A 14,851-nucleotide genomic window follows, 5' to 3' on the forward strand; every position below is an offset into this window, starting at 1 on the left:
AGCCTGCCGCCCGCCGCCCTGGCGCGGCTGCTGGCGTCCGCCGCCCTTGCCGCCCTTCGGGTTCGGGCCGCCCTGGCGCCGCTGCCCCTGGCCCCCGCCGCCGGCCTCCGGCTCGTCCTCCAGGCGCATCGTCAGCGAGATCCGCTGCCGGGCCAGGTCCACCGAGACGACCTTGACCTTGACGACGTCGCCGGGCTTGACGATCTCGCGCGGGTCCTCGACGTACCGGTTGGCGAGCGCCGAGATGTGCACGAGCCCGTCCTGGTGGACGCCGATGTCGACGAACGCCCCGAACGCCGCGACGTTCGTCACGGCCCCTTCCAGGAGCATCCCCGGCTTGAGGTCGGAGACCTTCTCGACGCCCTCCTTGAACGCGGCGGCCTTGAACTCCGGCCGCGGGTCGCGGCCCGGCTTCTCCAGCTCGGCGAGGATGTCGGTCACCGTGGGCACGCCGAAGCGGTCGTCGGCGAAGTCGCCGGGCTTGAGCTTGCGGAGCGTCTTCGCGTCGCCGACGATCCCGGCGATCGTGACGCCGGTGGCCGCGATGATCCGCTCGACCACCGGGTACGCCTCGGGGTGGACCGACGAGACGTCGAGCGGGTTGTCCCCGCCCGGCACCCGCAGGAACCCGGCGGCCTGCTCGAACGCCTTGGGGCCCAAACGGGGCACGCTCAGCAGCGCCTTGCGGTCGGGGAAGCGGCCGTGCTCGTCGCGGTAGGCCACGATATTCGCCGCGACCGACTCGCTCAGCCCCGACACCTGCGACAGCAGCGGGACCGAGGCGGTGTTCAGGTCGACGCCGACGGCGTTCACGGCGTCCTCGACGACCGCTTCGAGCGAGCGCGTGAGCTTCGACTCGGTGAGGTCGTGCTGGTACTGGCCGACGCCGATGTGCTTGGGCTCGATCTTGACGAGCTCGGCGAGCGGGTCCTGGAGGCGCCGGGCGATCGAGACGGCGCCGCGCAGCGACACGTCCATGCCCGGGAGCTCCTTGGTCGCGTACGCCGACGCCGAGTAGATCGAGGCGCCGGCCTCGGAGACGACGATCTTGGAGATCTCCGCCACGCCCGCGAACGCCTTGACGAGGTCCACGGCGAGCCGGTCGGTCTCGCGCGAGGCGGTGCCGTTGCCGATGGCGATGAGCTGCACGCCGTGTTTCTTGACCAGGGCCCCGAGCACCGCGAGGGAGTCGTCCCAGCGGTTCTGCGGCTGGTGCGGGTAGATCGCGGTCGTGTCGAGGACCTTCCCGGTCGCGTCGACGACGGCGACCTTGACGCCGGTCCGGTAGCCCGGGTCCAGACCCATGACGGCCTTCGGCCCGGCCGGGGCCGCCAGCAGCAGGTCCTTGAGGTTCGCGGCGAAGACCCGGACGGCCTCGTCCTCGGCTTGCTGCCACAGGCGCATCCGCAGGTCCACGCCGAGTTTGACGAGGATGCGGGTCCGCCACGCCCAGGAGACGGTCTTGGCCAGCCACGCGTCGGCCGGCTTGCCGTCGTTCCTGATCCCGAACTTCGCGGCGATGACGCCCTCGCAGTCGGCGCCCTCGACCTCGGCGTCGCCCGGCTCCAGTGACAGCGAGAGCGCCTCCTCCTTCTCCCCGCGGAAGAGCGCGAGCACCCGGTGCGAGGGGAGCGTGGTGAACGTCTCGGCGAACTCGAAGTAGTCGGAGAACTTCGCGCCCTTCTCCTCGGCTCCGTCGCGGACCTTCGAGACGACCCTGCCCTTGCGCCACATGCGTTCGCGCAGGTCGCCGATGAGGTCGGCGTCCTCGGAGAACCGCTCGGTGAGGATCGCGCGCGCCCCGGCGAGCGCCGCGGCGGCGTCCGCGACCTCCTTCTCGGGATTGAGGAACGCCGCGGCAGCGGTTTCGGGGTCCTGTGAGGGATCACTCAGCAGGAGTTCGGCGAGCGGCTCCAGCCCGGCCTCGCGGGCGATCTGGGCCTTCGTGCGGCGCTTGACCTTGAAGGGCGCGTACAGGTCTTCGAGCCGCGCCTTCGTGTCGGCCGAGTCGATCTGCGCCGCCAGCGCGTCGGTGAGCTTGCCCTGCTCGGCGATCGATTCGCGCACCGCCTTGCGGCGGGCCTCCAGCTCCCGCAGGTACCCGAGGCGCTCTTCGAGCGTCCGCAGCTGCTCGTCGTCGAGGCCCCCGGTGGCCTCCTTGCGGTACCGGGCGATGAACGGGACGGTGGAGCCGTCGTCGAGGAGCGCGACGGCCGATCGGACTTGGTGGGCGCCGACCGCGAGTTCTTCGGCGATGCGTTGATCGATAGCTTGAGCCACGGGAGGATTCTGCCAGAGCGCTGCGACAACGCGCCCCGAAGCCGGTAGCCCCGACCCCCCGGTGGACGCTCGCTTCGGCATTGGGTAAAGTTCTATCCCGTCGCCAGGGAGCAGCAAAAACTCCCCGGAAGACATGCGGACGTAGCGCAGTTGGTAGCGCGACACCTTGCCAAGGTGTAGGTCGCCGGTTCGATCCCGGTCGTCCGCTCGGAGCTCGAAAGAGCGCTATCCCGGACGATTAGCTCAGCGGGAGAGCACTCCCCTGACACGGGAGAGGTCACTGGTTCAATCCCAGTATCGTCCACAGCTGTGAAGGGGCCCGGGTCGCAAGGCCCGGGCCTTCTTCGCAATCAGGGTGGGTTGTCCGAGTGGTTAGGTAACGGCCTGCAAAGCCGTGCACACGGGTTCGAATCCCGTACCCACCTCCATTCATCATCAGAAGCGTCAAGCGGTGCGATCGCCGGGCCTTCTCCACGCGCGTTCCTCGCGGGCTCGGAAGGAATTGCATTGGCGACTCGGAAGTCATTGGTCTCGATCGCGGCGGACTCGATGCCGTTCGCGAAAGAGGACCTCCTGCGGAACATCCGCGACATCGTCGGGTTCACCAGGGTGGGAGAGAACGCGGCCGTCGTCGAGACCTCGCATTCGACCGCGGGCGACCTGGCGAAGGTGATCCTCGACGCCCCGCTGGCGTTCCCCCGGCACATCACCGACGTGGTCGCCGAATTCGATCCGGACGGCGGGACGCTCGCGTCGGTCGAGCCGTCGATCGAGGAGCTCATCCGGGCGCGGACCGGCGACGCCGAGGTGTCGCTCCAGATCTGGCTGAGCGGGCGGGTCCCGTACCAGTTCAACCGCTACGAGGCGTGGGAGTCCGCTTCGCAGGTGCTGCGCGACCGCGGCTACCGGGTCTCGCGGACGGGGACCGAGTACGCCCTGTCCCTCTGCTACGCACCGAAATCGGTGATCGTGGGGCTCAACCGGGTCGCGGACAGCCTCAGCTCCTGGCCCGGGGGAGAGGTCCGCCTGTCCAAGTCCCCGGACCAGGTGTCCCGGGCCGAGTTCAAACTCGAAGAGCTCTTCAAGTACCACTCGTTCACGTTCCCCGCGAACGGCACCGCACTCGATTTCGGGGCCGCGCCGGGAGGCTGGACCAGGATCCTCGCGGAGCAGGGGCTCGCCGTCACCGCGGTCGATCCGGGCGACCTCGACCGGCGGGTGCTCGCATTGGGCGGCGTCCGGCACGAGCGGACGACGGCCGGCAACTTCATCCGCCGCAGCAGGGACCGGTTCGACCTCATCGTGAACGACATGAAGATGGACGCGCTCATGTCGAGCCGCCTCGTCCTCGACAGCGCCGACCTGCTGAAGCCCTCGGGACTCGTGGTGCTGACCCTGAAGACCGGCAGCCGCGGCGTCCTGACGCAGATCAACGACTCGTTCGCCCTCCTGCGCGCCAAGTACGACATCGAGTTCGCGCGCCAGCTCATGCACAACCGGAACGAGCTGACGGTGGTCCTCCGCAAGCGCTCCTGAGCCTCCGGCCGGGGTTCCCGAACCCGGCTGTCGGCGTTCGACATTGAAACGATGCAACTTCTGCGGCCCGAAAGTCCACTGTCGGCGGTCCGGCGGAGGGGATTCGCGCGGAATGCACCCCCGGTTGACGGGAAGTTGATCGTTAACTATTGTGTCAATCACGTTTGAATCCTTTCAACTCTGTGTAATATCCGCGCCGCCCTGAAGCGGCACCCCTCCTCGGGTCCCTCGGCCCGGGCGCATCGACGGAGATGTGGAGTACGCGCATGACGACACTGGACACCCCCCGCGGTCCGGCGGCGCCCGAGAGGGACGGGTCGCGGACCGAGCGCTGGTACGGCCGGCTCGACGCCGTCACGTACGTCGGCGCGCTCAACCTCCTGGTCGTCGCGTTCACCCTGGCGGGCGGGATCGTCCTCGGCTGGGCCCCCGCGCTGGCCGCGGCCGCGGCGTGCAGCCGCACCCGCCTGCGCGGCGACACCCAGCAGCTGTTGCGCGCCTTCGCCTCCCGGTGGCGGCGCCAGTTCGTCCACGCCAACCTCCTCGCCGCCCCCTCGGGACTCGTGCTCGCCGTCCTCGGCTGGAACCTCGCCGCCGCTGAAGCGCGGTGGCTCCAGGTCGCACTGGTCGCCGCCGTCGCCCTCTGCCTCGCGCACCTGCTCCTGGCGGTGACCATGGACGCCCACTACGAGCTGCGCCGCGGCCGGTGCCTGCGCCTGGCCTGGGAGTTCGGGCTCCGGTTCCCCGGCGCGCCGCTGCTCCTGATCGCCACGACCGCCCTGATCGGCGCGATCACGGCGTTCGTCCCCGGGCTGGCGCCGGTGCTGTCGGTCGGGGTGTGGATCCACCTGTGCACCGCGCTGTGCCTCTCCTTCTTCGCCGCGAACGACCGGAACCTGCCGGGCGCGGCCTGACACGCTCCGTCGGCGCCGCCGGCGGGACCGCAACCGAAATCCCCTTCCGAAAGGACCCCCATGTTGAAAAGAAAGCGCATACCGCTGGCGCTGCTCGGCGTCGCGAGCCTCGCGCTGACCGCGTGCTCCGACGGCGGCGGCAGCAGCGAGCCGCTGGAGTCGCTCCAGATCATGGCCCCGTTCTTCTCCGCGGTGCCGCCCGAGGAGGACGACCCGGTCGACCAGGCGCTCAGCGAACTCGCGGGCCTCGACCTCAGCGTCCAGTGGGTGCCCAACACCGACTACGGCAGCAAGACGAACACGGTCCTCGCGGGCGACGACATCCCCGACGTCATGGTCATCCAGGGCAAGGACCAGTCGTTCGTCCAGACCGCCGAGGCCGGCGGGTTCTGGGACCTCACCGAGTACCTCGCCTCCGGCGACTACCCGAACCTCGTCACCGCGAACCCGCAGGTGCAGGAGGCCGCCAGCGTCAACGGCAAGGTCTACGGCGTCTACCGCGCCCGCGACGTCATCCGCACCAGCGTGATCCTGCGCCAGGACTGGCTCGACAACCTCGGCCTCGCCCGGCCGCAGACCACCGCCGACCTGTACGAGATCGCCCGCGCGTTCACCGAGGACGACCCCGACGGCAACGGCGAGGACGACACCTACGGGATCATCAACCCCGCCTGGGGCGGCATCGGCAACGGCAGCCCCTACGACGCGATCGAGACCTGGTACGGCTCGGGCAACCTGTGGCGCGAGGAGGGCGGCGAACTCGTCCCCGCCTTCACCTCCGACGAATGGCTCCAGGCCCTCCAGTACGAGCGCGACCTCGTCTCCAACGGCTACGTCAACGCCGACTACGCCACGATGGACCCCGCCACCTGGAACGAGCCGTTCCTCAACGGCAAGGGCGGCATCATCATCGACGTCCAGTCCCGCGCCGCCCAGCTCGCCGGCCTGTTCAAGGAGCAGGACCCCGACAACTATGACCAGTTCGTCGCGCTGGTCGGCCAGCTCGACGGACCGAACGGGACCTACGCGCTGCCCACCGCCGGGTACTCCGGCTTCCTCGCCGTCCCGCGCGCGGGCGTGCAGACCGAGGACCAGCTCAAGCAGGTCCTGTCGGCCCTCAACGAGCTCAACTCCACCGAGGCCCAGAACCTCATGAACCTCGGCATCGAGGGGGACAACTACACGGTCGTCGACGGCGAGGCCGTCTTCGACACCGCCAAGCAGGACTTCACCGACCAGGTCACCGGCGCCTGGGCGCAGCTCGGCATGAACGTCGCGGGCTACAACGCCTACCCGCTCCAGCAGGAGACCGAGTACGACCAGGCCCTGTACCAGCAGCGGCTCGACCTCCAGGCCGAGGACCTCGCGAACGCCGTGTTCAACCCCGCGGCCGGGCTCGTGTCGCCGACCTACACCACCAGCGGCGCCCAGCTCGACACGATCATCGCCGACGCCCGCATCCAGTACATCGCGGGCCAGATCGACGACGCCGGACTCCAGGCGGCCATCGACACGTGGCGCTCCAGCGGCGGCGACGACGTCACCCAGGAGATCAACGACCTGTACGCCGACCTGAACTGACCCCTCGTGCGGGGCCGGCCGACCCGGCCCCGCACGCCGAACCCCCCAAGGAGACTGCGATGACGACCGCCCTTGAGGCCGATCCGCCGCGCGTGCGCAAACCGGCGCGGCGGCGCCTCCGCCAGGACGTGGTGCGCTACCGCTGGCTGTTCCTCCTGATGCTCCCCGGCGTCGTCTACTTCGCGCTGTTCCGCTTCTGGCCCATGTACGGGGCGCGGATCGCGTTCAAGAACTACATCCCCTTCCTCGGCATCGACGGCAGCGAGTGGGTCGGCTTCGCCCACTTCCAGGCGTTCCTGTCGAACCCGGACTTCCCGCGGCTGCTCGTCAACACGCTGGTCATCGCCGCGCTCAGCCTGTTCATCGCGTTCCCGCTGACGATCGTGCTCGCGCTGCTGCTCAACGAGCTGCGGCTCCAGATCCTCAAGCGCACGGTGCAGACCCTGGTCTACATCCCGCACTTCCTGTCGTGGACCGTCGTCGTGTCGATCACCGCGCTGCTGTTCGCCATCGACACCGGTCCCCTGTGGACGTTCTTCGCGGGGCTGTTCGGCACCGACGCGAACATGCTCGCCGACCCCGACTGGTTCCGCCCGCTCGTGCTCATGCAGATGGTCTGGAAGGACACTGGCTGGGGCACGATCATCTTCCTCGCGGCGCTCGCCGGGGTCGACCAGGAGCAGTACGAGGCCGCGATCATCGACGGCGCGGGCCGCTGGCAGCGCGTCTGGAACATCACGATCCCCTCGATCCTCCCCACGATCGTGGTGCTCCTGATCCTGCACACCGGGCAGATCCTCAACACCGGGTTCGAGCAGATCTACCTGATGTCGAACTCCCTCAACCGGACCGTGGCCGACGTGTTCGACACGTACGTCTACTTCGCCGGCATCGAGCAGGGCGCCTACAGCTACTCCACGGCCGTCGGCCTGTTCAAGGCCCTCGTCGGGCTCGTCCTCATCTTCGGCACCAACTGGCTCGCCAAGCGCTTCAACCAGCAGGGGATCTTCTGATGTCCACGACGCACAAGCGGTTCAACACCCGGGCCGGGCGCGCCTTCGACGTCCTCAACGTCGCGGTGCTCACCGGCGTCGGCCTGCTCGCGATCCTGCCGTTCCTGTACGTCCTCGCCGGGTCCTTCGCCACGGAACTGGAGATCACGACCCGGCCGTTCTTCCTGTGGCCGAACGAGTTCACCACCGCCTCGTACGCGTCGATCCTGTCCTCGGACGTGTTCGTGCGCGCCTTCGCGACCACCGTCGTCGTCACCTTCGTCGGCACGTTCGTCCAGCTGGGCCTGACCGCGCTGATGGCGTACCCGCTCGCGAAACCCGACCTCCCCGGGCGCCGCACGATCCTGAGCCTGGTCGTCTTCACGATGGTCTTCAGCGCCGGCATGATCCCGACGTTCCTGGTGGTCAAGGACCTCGGCCTCCTCGACACGTACTGGGCGCTCATCCTCCCGATGGCGATCAACCCGTTCAGCCTGATCATCATCAAGAACTTCTTCCAGCAGCTCCCGCACGAGCTCGAAGAGTCCGCGAAGATCGACGGCGCCAACGAACTCCAGGTCCTGTGGCACGTCATCCTCCCGCTCTCCAAACCCGTCCTGGCCACCTTCGCGCTGTTCTACGCCGTCGGCATCTGGAACGACTACCTCTCCCCGCTCCTGTACCTCAGCGACACGAGCAAGTGGACGCTCCAGATGATCCTGCGGCAGGTCACCGCCGCGGCCTCACTCTCGGCCGACGAGATGGCCACCGACGTGCCGCCCCCCGCGCAGGGGATCAAGTTCGCGGTCGTGATCATCGCGACCATCCCGGTGCTCCTGGCGTACCCGTTCCTCCAGAAGCACTTCGCCAAAGGCATGCTCATAGGAAGTGTGAAGGGCTGATGACCATCCACCTCGCCGGCGACTCCACCGTCGCCCCCACCGACGACGGCGCCACCTCCGGGCGCCCCGACCTGCCGCTCCTCGGCTGGGGCGACGAGCTCCAGCAATTCACCGACGAGCCGGTCCGCAACCACGCCAAGGGCGGCGCGACCACCCAGTCCTTCCGGGAGGAAGGTCGCTGGGACGCCCTCGCCGCCGCCCTCGAACCCGGCGACACCGTCGTGATCCAGTTCGGGCACAACGACCAGAAGGAGCCCGAGACCCTCGCCGCGGACGGCGGCTACCGGGACCGGCTCGCCGCCTTCGTCGCCGAGACCCGCGCCGCCGGGGCCCGCCCGGTCCTCGCCACCAGCGTCGAGCGCCGCCTCTTCCACGAAGGGGCCCTTCGCCACTCGCACGGCCCCTACCCGGCCGCCGTGCGCGCCCTCGGCGAGGAGCTCGACGTGCCCGTCATCGACCTGACGCCGTTCACGCGCTGGCTCTACACCTGGCTCGGCGAGGCCGGGTCGGCCGCGCTGTTCGTCCACGGCGCCGCCGCGGTCAAGGGCGTCGAGGTCGACGAGAAGCTGCGGAACGACAACACCCACTACACGACCGCCGGAGCGGCCGCGGTCGCCCGGTTCGTGGCCGAGCACCTGCACGTCCTCGACGGCGCCGGCGCCGACCAGGAGCCGTTGGGGCAGTGGCTGGTCCGGCCGTGACCTACCGCAACCCGCTCGCCGACCCGACCGACCTCGACGGCTGGATCGCGGAAGGACCAGCCGGGATCGCCCACGCCGACGGCGGACTGGTCCTCTCCAGCACCGCCGACGAGGCCGCCCTCATCGCCGCCGGGCGCGGCGACCACGCCCACTTCACCCTCTGGTGCCCCGAGGTGTTCCCCGCCGACGTCGCGATCGAATGGGATGTCAGACCCCTTGCGGGCGAAGGACTCGCGATGCTCTTCTTCGCCGCCACCGGCACCGGGGGCCGCGACCTGTTCGACCCGTCGCTCGCCCCGCGCACCGGCCGCTACCCGCAGTACCACTCGGGCGACGTCTCGACGCTGCACGTGTCCTACCTGCGCCGCAAATGGCCGACCGAGCGCCGCTTCCGCACCTGCAACCTCCGCAAGAGCCCCGGCTTCCACCTCGTCGCCCAAGGCGCGGACCCGCTGCCCGGCCCCGAGGACGCCGACTGCCACTACCGCGCCCGCGTCGTCAAACGCGGCCCTGAAGTCTCGTTCGCGATCGACGGCCTGACGCTCTTCACCTTCCACGACGACGTACCGCTCGGCGCGGGCCGCATCGGCTTCCGCCAGATGGCCCCGCTCGTCTCCCACTACCGCGACCTTGAGGTGACCGCACTGTGAATCACACTCCCGTCGACGTCCCCCTGCGCTGGCTCGACGACACCGCGCCCGACCTCGCGCTGGCGGGCGTCACCTGCGGCGTGCCGCTCGCGCCCGGCGCGGTCCTCGACCCCGCCGACCTCGCGGTGCTCGACGACTCCGGCGCCCCGGTCCCCGCCCAGACCTGGCGGCTCGCCGCCTGGCCCGATGGCTCCGTCAAGTGGGCGGGCGTCGCGCTCGGCGCGGGCGAGCCCGCCGACGGCTACCGGGTCGTGCGCGGCCCCAGAATCGCACCGGCCGCGCGGATCACGGTCACCGAGACCGCCGACGCCGTCGAAGTCGACACCTGCGCCGCCCGAGTCGTCCTGTCCCGCAACGGCACCGACCTCGTCCGCTCGATCCTGGTCGGCGACACCGAAGTCTCCTCCTCGGGCCGCCTCGTCTCCAGCCGCCAGGAGGACACCGGCCGGATCGAAGCCACCGGGCACGTCACCGGCTGCGAGGTCGAGCAGGACGGCCCGCTGCGCGCCGTCGTCCGCGTCGCCGGCGTCCACCGCGAAGCGACCGGCCGCGAATGGCTGCCGTTCACCGTGCGCCTCGTCTTCGCCGCCGGGGCCGCGACGTTCCGGATCGTCCACTCCTTCGTCTGGGACGGCGACCCCGAGCGGGACTTCCTGTCCTCGCTCGGCCTGCGGTTCACCGTGCCGCTGCGCGCCGCCCTCCACGACCGCCACGTGCGCCTCGCGGGCGCCGACGGCGGGTTCCTGCGCGAAGCCGTGCGGGGCCTCACCGGTCTGCGCCGCGACCCCGGCCCCGAAGTCCGCGCCGCCCAACTCGACGGCCGCCCCACCCCACCCTCATCCACTTGGGACCGCGATGTGGAGCGCCTCTCGCGGTGGATCCCCGCCTGGGCCGACTACACGCTCCGCCAGCCCAACGCCAACGGCTACACCGTCCACAAGCGCACCGCCGCCGACCGGCCCTGGATCGACGTCGCCCAAGGCACCCGCGCCGACGGGCTCGCCTACGTCGGCGACGTCGAAGGCGGACTCACCTTGGGGCTCACCGGGTTCTGGCAGTCCCACCCCACCGGCCTCGACATCGGCGGCGCCGACTCCGACGCCGCCCACCTGACGCTCTGGCTGTGGTCGCCCGACGCCGCCCCCATGGACCTGCGGTTCTACCACGACGGCCTCGGCCAGGAGGACTACGCCTACCAGCTCGACGCCCTCGAGATCACGTACGAGGACTACGAACCCGGCTTCGGCACCGCGCACGGCATCGGCCGCACCCACGAACTCACCGTCACCCCCTACGCCGCGACGCCGCCCGTCGCCGAACTCGCGCGCCTCGCCCGCGGCACCGCCCTCCGCCCGCAGCTCGCGCCCACTCCCGAAGCCCTCCAAGGCGTCCTCGGCGACTGGGACCTGCCCGACCGCACCGACCCGAAGCGCGCCGCCCTCGAAGACCGGCTGGACTTCCTCCTCGACTTCTATGTGGGCCAAGTCGATCAACGGTCCTGGTACGGGTTCTGGAACTTCGGCGACGTCATGCACGCCTACGACGCCGACCGCCACATCTGGCGCTACGACGTCGGCGGCTACGCCTGGGACAACTCCGAACTCTCGCCCGACCTGTGGCTGTGGACCTCGTTCCTGCGCACCGGCCGCGCCGACGTCTACCGGCTCGCCGAGCGCATGACCCGCCACACCGGCGACGTCGACGTCTACCACGCCGGCCCCTGGAAGGGCTTGGGCACCAGGCACAACGTGCAGCACTGGGGGTGCAGCGCCAAGCAGGTCCGCATCTCCACACCCGCGTACCGGCGCCCGCACTACCTCCTCACCGGCGACGAGCACACCCGCGACCTCATGCTGGCGCTGCGCGACTCCGACGCGACGTTCCTCGCCCTCGACCCGACCCGCAAAGTGCGCACGGACGCCGCGACCTACCGGCCCGAGCGCGCCGCGCTCGCGGTCGGCCTCGGCACCGACTGGAGCGCCCTCGCCGCGACCTGGCTGGCGGACTGGGAGATCACCGGGAACGAGCGGTCCCGCGACCGCCTCGTCGGCACGATGCGCGACATCGGGGCGCTCCCGAAGGGCTTCTTCACCGGCGAGGCCCTCTATGACCTCGACAAGGGCCGCTTCGACACCGCGCGCGACCGCGTCTCCGTCTCGCACCTCTCCGCCGTCTTCGGCCTCGTCGAAGTGTGCAGCGAACTCGTGACCCTCATCGACGCCGGACTCATCGACGCCCCCGGGTTCAAGGACGCCTGGCTCCGGTACTGCCGCCTCTACCTCGCCGACCCCGCCGAGCAGCACGCCGACCTCGGCGTCGCGCCTTCGGGCATCCACCTGGAGCAGGCGCACTCGCGGCTCGCGGCCTACGCGGCGAACCGCCTCGGCGACGACGTGCTGGCCGACCGGGCCTGGCGTGCCTACTTCGCGGGCGGGGAGTTCATGGGGGAGGACGCCTTCCGGGCCGTCCAGATCCTCCCGCCCGAGGTGCTCGCCCCCGTGGACGAGGCGCGCACGCTCTCCACCAACGACGCCGCCCAGTGCGGCCTGGCCACCATCCAGAACCTCGCCCTCATCGGCAAGCGCCTGAAGTGACTCGGGCACGCGGAAGGCCCCGGATCGCTCCGGGGCCTTCCGCTGTATTCGATTTACTCGGACTCGGTGGTCTCGGCCTCGACCTCGACCGGCGCGCCCGTGACGGGAATCCGCACGGCCTCCGGCGCGGGCTTGACCGCCGCACTGATGCGGACCGTGAGGATGCCGTCGGCGACCCCGGCGCTCAGCTGCTCGGCCGTGGTGCCCTCCGGGAGCGTGAACTCGCGGCGGAAGGAACCGGACGAGAGGCCGCGCACCAGGTAGCGGTCGCCCTCGGCGGTCTCGCGGGCCTTGCGCTCGGCGGTGATCGAGAGGCGGCGGCCGTCGAGCTCGACGGTCACGTCCTCAGCGGCCACGCCCGGGACGGCGGCGCGGACGACCAGGTCCTCGCCCTCGGTGAGGACGTCGGCCCGCAGGGAGTACTGCACGGCGCCGCGGCCGAAGCCCGTGCGCACGAGGCGCTCGAACTCGCGGTCGAACTGGCGGAACGCCGCATAAGGGTGCTGGTAGCGAACGATCATGGTGGTCTCCTCGTGTTCAGGATTAGCACTCTCGGGTGTTGAGTGCTAACGACCTTAAAGACGCCCGGGCGGCTTCGAATATTTCAGCCGTGACCGGCGTCACCGCACCGGTGTCGCAAGACCTGCGTCCATCCCGGACCCGAGGAGTTCTTCAAAAAGCGCCGTACCTGCGACGACGCGCTCCTAGACTGACTTCGTTTCCGACCGAACGGGGTGCGGTCCGCGATGAATCGAACCGGCAGCAAGGCCAGGCACGCCGCCGCGGCAGTGATCGCGGCGGCGCTCGCCGCCGCCGTCCTCCTCCTGCCGGCCGCCGTGCAGGCCGTCGCGCCCATCCTCCTGTCGGGCACCGTCACCGACCAGGTCGACGCCCTCGGCGACCGCAGCGGCGAGGTCCAGGAGTCCATCGACGACCTCCGGTCCTCCACCGGCATCGGCCTCTACGTCGCCTATATCGAGAGCTTCGACTCCTACGACCCCCAGACCTGGGCCGACACCAGCGCCGTCGACTCCGGCCTCGGCACGCAGGACATCCTCCTCGTGATCGCCACCGGCGACCGCCGCTACACCTGGTCGGTCGACTCCGGGTTCCCGCTCACCGACACCCAGCTCAACGAGGTCGCCTCCAGCCTCATCGCCCCGCAGCTCCAGGACGAGAACTGGGCCCAGGCCGCCGTCGACGCCGCCGCCGGATACGAGGCCGCCTACAACGGCGACAGCGTCTCCGGGGCCGGCTCCGGCTCGGGCACCAACTGGCTCGGGATCGTCCTGTGCCTCCTCGTGGTCGCCGCGCTCGTCATCGCCGCCGTCGTCTGGATGCGCCGCCGCCGCAAGAACGCTCCTGTCGCGGGCGGGCGTGGCGGCCCGCCGGTCGACCAGCGCTCCACCGAGGACCTCAACAGCGAGGCCAACCGGCTCCTCGTCGAGACCGACGACGCCCTCCGCACCAGCGAGCAAGAGCTCGGCTTCGCCGTCGCCGAGTTCGGCGACGAGGCCACCGGCAAGTTCACCGCGACCCTCCAGGCCGCCAAAGAGCAGCTGTCCCAGTCGTTCCGCACCCGCCAGCTCCTCGACGACGACAAGCCCGAGACCGAGGACGAGCGCCGCCGCATGCTCGCCGACATCATCGACCGCCTCACCAAGGCCAACGACGACCTCGACGCCGTCGCCGACGACTTCGACGCCCTCCGCGACCTCGGCAAAAGGGCACCCGAGGCCATCGCCGCCCTCAAGCAGCGCGCCGCGAAAGTCGACCTCGACGCCGCCCGCACCGTCCTGGCCGCCATGGGCACCGCCTACCCCGCCACCGCTACTGAGACGGTCCGGGAGTTCCCCGACAACGCCGCCGACCGCCTCCGCTTCGCCCAGGAGCAGCTCGCCGCCGCCGACCAGGCCGTCTCCGCCGACGACGGCGGGAAGGCCGCCGTCCTCCTGCGCGCCGCCGAAGAGGCCGTCGGCCAGGCCGAGCAGATGAGCGGCGCCGTCGTGCGCCGCGCCAGCGAACTCGACAAGGCCGCCGCCCAGCTCCCCGGTGTCCTCGCCGAAGCCGAGCAGGACGCCGCCGACGCCGAGCGCCTCGCCGCGACCCAAGGCGGCCAGGCCGTCGCCGCGAAGGCCGCGAACCTCCGCGCCGCCATCGCCGACGTCAAGGCCCAGTCCGGCGGCGACCCGCTCGCCGCGACCGGCCGCGTCGAGCAGGCCTCCCTCGACCTCGAACAGGAGGTCCGCGCCCTCCAAGGGGCCGTGCAGAACGCGCAGAAGGCGAAGGCCCAGCTCCAGCAGATGCTCCTGTCCGCCCAGAGCACCGCGGCCGCCGTCGAGGACTACGTGACGACCAACCGCGGCGCGGTCGGCCCCGAGGCCCGCACCCGCCTCAACGAGGCCAAGCAGCAGCTCGCGCAGGCCCGCGCGCTCGCCGACACCGACCCGGTGCAGGCGCTCGCGCTGGCGCAGCGCGCCGACCAGCTCGCGAACGCCGCCTCGCAGCTGGCCCAGCAGGACGTGCAGGGCTACCTCGCCCCCTCGAACCCGAACAAGGGCTCGATGGGCGGTGGCGGCGGCAACGCGGGCGCGATGCTCGGCGGCATCCTGCTCGGCCAGATCCTCGGAGGCGGCGGCGGGAGCCGCGGCCCGGGAGGCTTCGGCGGCGGGGGCGGGTTCGGCGGCGGCGGGGGCCGCCG

At 70.8% G+C, this 14,851-nt stretch carries 11 protein-coding genes and 3 tRNA genes; 12 read left to right on the forward strand and 2 right to left on the reverse strand.

Annotation, left to right across the window (positions count from 1 at the left end; translation table 11 throughout):
• Nucleotides 1-2,280, reverse strand: a 2,280-nt coding sequence (locus tag DI269_RS17675) for a Tex family protein (protein WP_112138249.1), incomplete at its 3' end; no start/stop codon positions are given.
• A gap of 135 nt (nt 2,281-2,415) precedes the next feature.
• Between DI269_RS17675 and DI269_RS17680 the strand changes: the two genes are divergently transcribed.
• The 11 genes from DI269_RS17680 to DI269_RS17730 all read left to right on the forward strand — a co-directional run bounded on the left by DI269_RS17680 (nt 2,416) and on the right by DI269_RS17730 (nt 12,150).
• Nucleotides 2,416-2,488, forward strand: a tRNA-Gly gene (locus DI269_RS17680).
• Between the two features lie 24 nt (nt 2,489-2,512).
• Nucleotides 2,513-2,584, forward strand: a tRNA-Val gene (locus tag DI269_RS17685).
• Nucleotides 2,585-2,634: 50 nt separating this feature from the next.
• Nucleotides 2,635-2,708 (forward strand) — tRNA-Cys (locus DI269_RS17690).
• Between the two features lie 79 nt (nt 2,709-2,787).
• On the forward strand, nt 2,788-3,816 hold the full coding sequence (locus tag DI269_RS17695) for an SAM-dependent methyltransferase (RefSeq protein WP_157975063.1): 1,029 nt from the start codon (nt 2,788-2,790) through the stop codon (nt 3,814-3,816).
• A 266-nt stretch (nt 3,817-4,082) separates the two neighbouring features.
• Nucleotides 4,083-4,730 (forward strand): DUF624 domain-containing protein, encoded by a 648-nt coding sequence (locus tag DI269_RS17700; RefSeq protein WP_157975064.1) that lies wholly within the window; start codon nt 4,083-4,085, stop codon nt 4,728-4,730.
• 60 nt (nt 4,731-4,790) lie between these two features.
• Nucleotides 4,791-6,311 (forward strand): extracellular solute-binding protein, encoded by a 1,521-nt coding sequence (locus DI269_RS17705; RefSeq protein ID WP_112138256.1) that lies wholly within the window; start codon nt 4,791-4,793, stop codon nt 6,309-6,311.
• Nucleotides 6,312-6,370: 59 nt separating this feature from the next.
• Complete coding sequence (locus tag DI269_RS17710; RefSeq protein ID WP_112138259.1) at nt 6,371-7,324, forward strand: ABC transporter permease; 954 nt, start codon at nt 6,371-6,373, stop codon at nt 7,322-7,324.
• Complete coding sequence (locus DI269_RS17715) at nt 7,324-8,205, forward strand: carbohydrate ABC transporter permease (RefSeq protein ID WP_112138262.1); 882 nt, start codon at nt 7,324-7,326, stop codon at nt 8,203-8,205. Before DI269_RS17710 ends, DI269_RS17715 begins: the two co-directional genes overlap by 1 nt.
• Nucleotides 8,205-8,906: a rhamnogalacturonan acetylesterase gene (locus tag DI269_RS17720; protein ID WP_112138264.1), complete on the forward strand. Its 702-nt coding sequence runs from the start codon at nt 8,205-8,207 to the stop codon at nt 8,904-8,906. The genes DI269_RS17715 and DI269_RS17720 overlap by 1 nt, the downstream gene beginning before the upstream one ends.
• Nucleotides 8,888-9,556, forward strand: a complete 669-nt coding sequence (locus tag DI269_RS17725; protein ID WP_112138266.1) for a DUF1961 family protein — start codon at nt 8,888-8,890, stop codon at nt 9,554-9,556. The genes DI269_RS17720 and DI269_RS17725 overlap by 19 nt, the downstream gene beginning before the upstream one ends.
• Nucleotides 9,553-12,150, forward strand: coding sequence for an exo-rhamnogalacturonan lyase family protein (locus DI269_RS17730; RefSeq protein WP_198667526.1), 2,598 nt, complete (start codon nt 9,553-9,555; stop codon nt 12,148-12,150). The genes DI269_RS17725 and DI269_RS17730 overlap by 4 nt, the downstream gene beginning before the upstream one ends.
• Before the next feature lie 53 nt (nt 12,151-12,203).
• Here DI269_RS17730 and DI269_RS17735 read toward each other — a convergent pair whose 3' ends face one another.
• Entirely contained in the window at nt 12,204-12,671 is a 468-nt protein-coding gene (locus DI269_RS17735) for an Hsp20/alpha crystallin family protein (RefSeq protein WP_112138269.1), read from the reverse strand.
• A 225-nt stretch (nt 12,672-12,896) separates the two neighbouring features.
• Here DI269_RS17735 and DI269_RS17740 point away from each other — a divergent pair.
• Nucleotides 12,897-14,851, forward strand: a 1,955-nt coding sequence (locus DI269_RS17740; RefSeq protein WP_157975065.1) for a TPM domain-containing protein, incomplete at its 3' end; no start/stop codon positions are given.

The sequence above is a fragment of the Glycomyces dulcitolivorans genome, assembly GCF_003265355.1.
GTDB classification, from domain to species: domain Bacteria; phylum Actinomycetota; class Actinomycetes; order Mycobacteriales; family Micromonosporaceae; genus Glycomyces; species Glycomyces dulcitolivorans.

Coding starts and splice junctions, on each gene's coding strand:
- DI269_RS17700 (WP_157975064.1), top strand. CDS start 4,083: ATGACGACACTGGACACCCCCCGCGGTCCGGCGGCGCCCGAGAGGGAC.
- DI269_RS17705 (WP_112138256.1), top strand. CDS start 4,791: ATGTTGAAAAGAAAGCGCATACCGCTGGCGCTGCTCGGCGTCGCGAGC.
- DI269_RS17710 (WP_112138259.1), top strand. CDS start 6,371: ATGACGACCGCCCTTGAGGCCGATCCGCCGCGCGTGCGCAAACCGGCG.
- DI269_RS17715 (WP_112138262.1), top strand. CDS start 7,324: ATGTCCACGACGCACAAGCGGTTCAACACCCGGGCCGGGCGCGCCTTC.
- DI269_RS17720 (WP_112138264.1), top strand. CDS start 8,205: ATGACCATCCACCTCGCCGGCGACTCCACCGTCGCCCCCACCGACGAC.
- DI269_RS17735 (WP_112138269.1), bottom strand. CDS start 12,671: ATGATCGTTCGCTACCAGCACCCTTATGCGGCGTTCCGCCAGTTCGAC.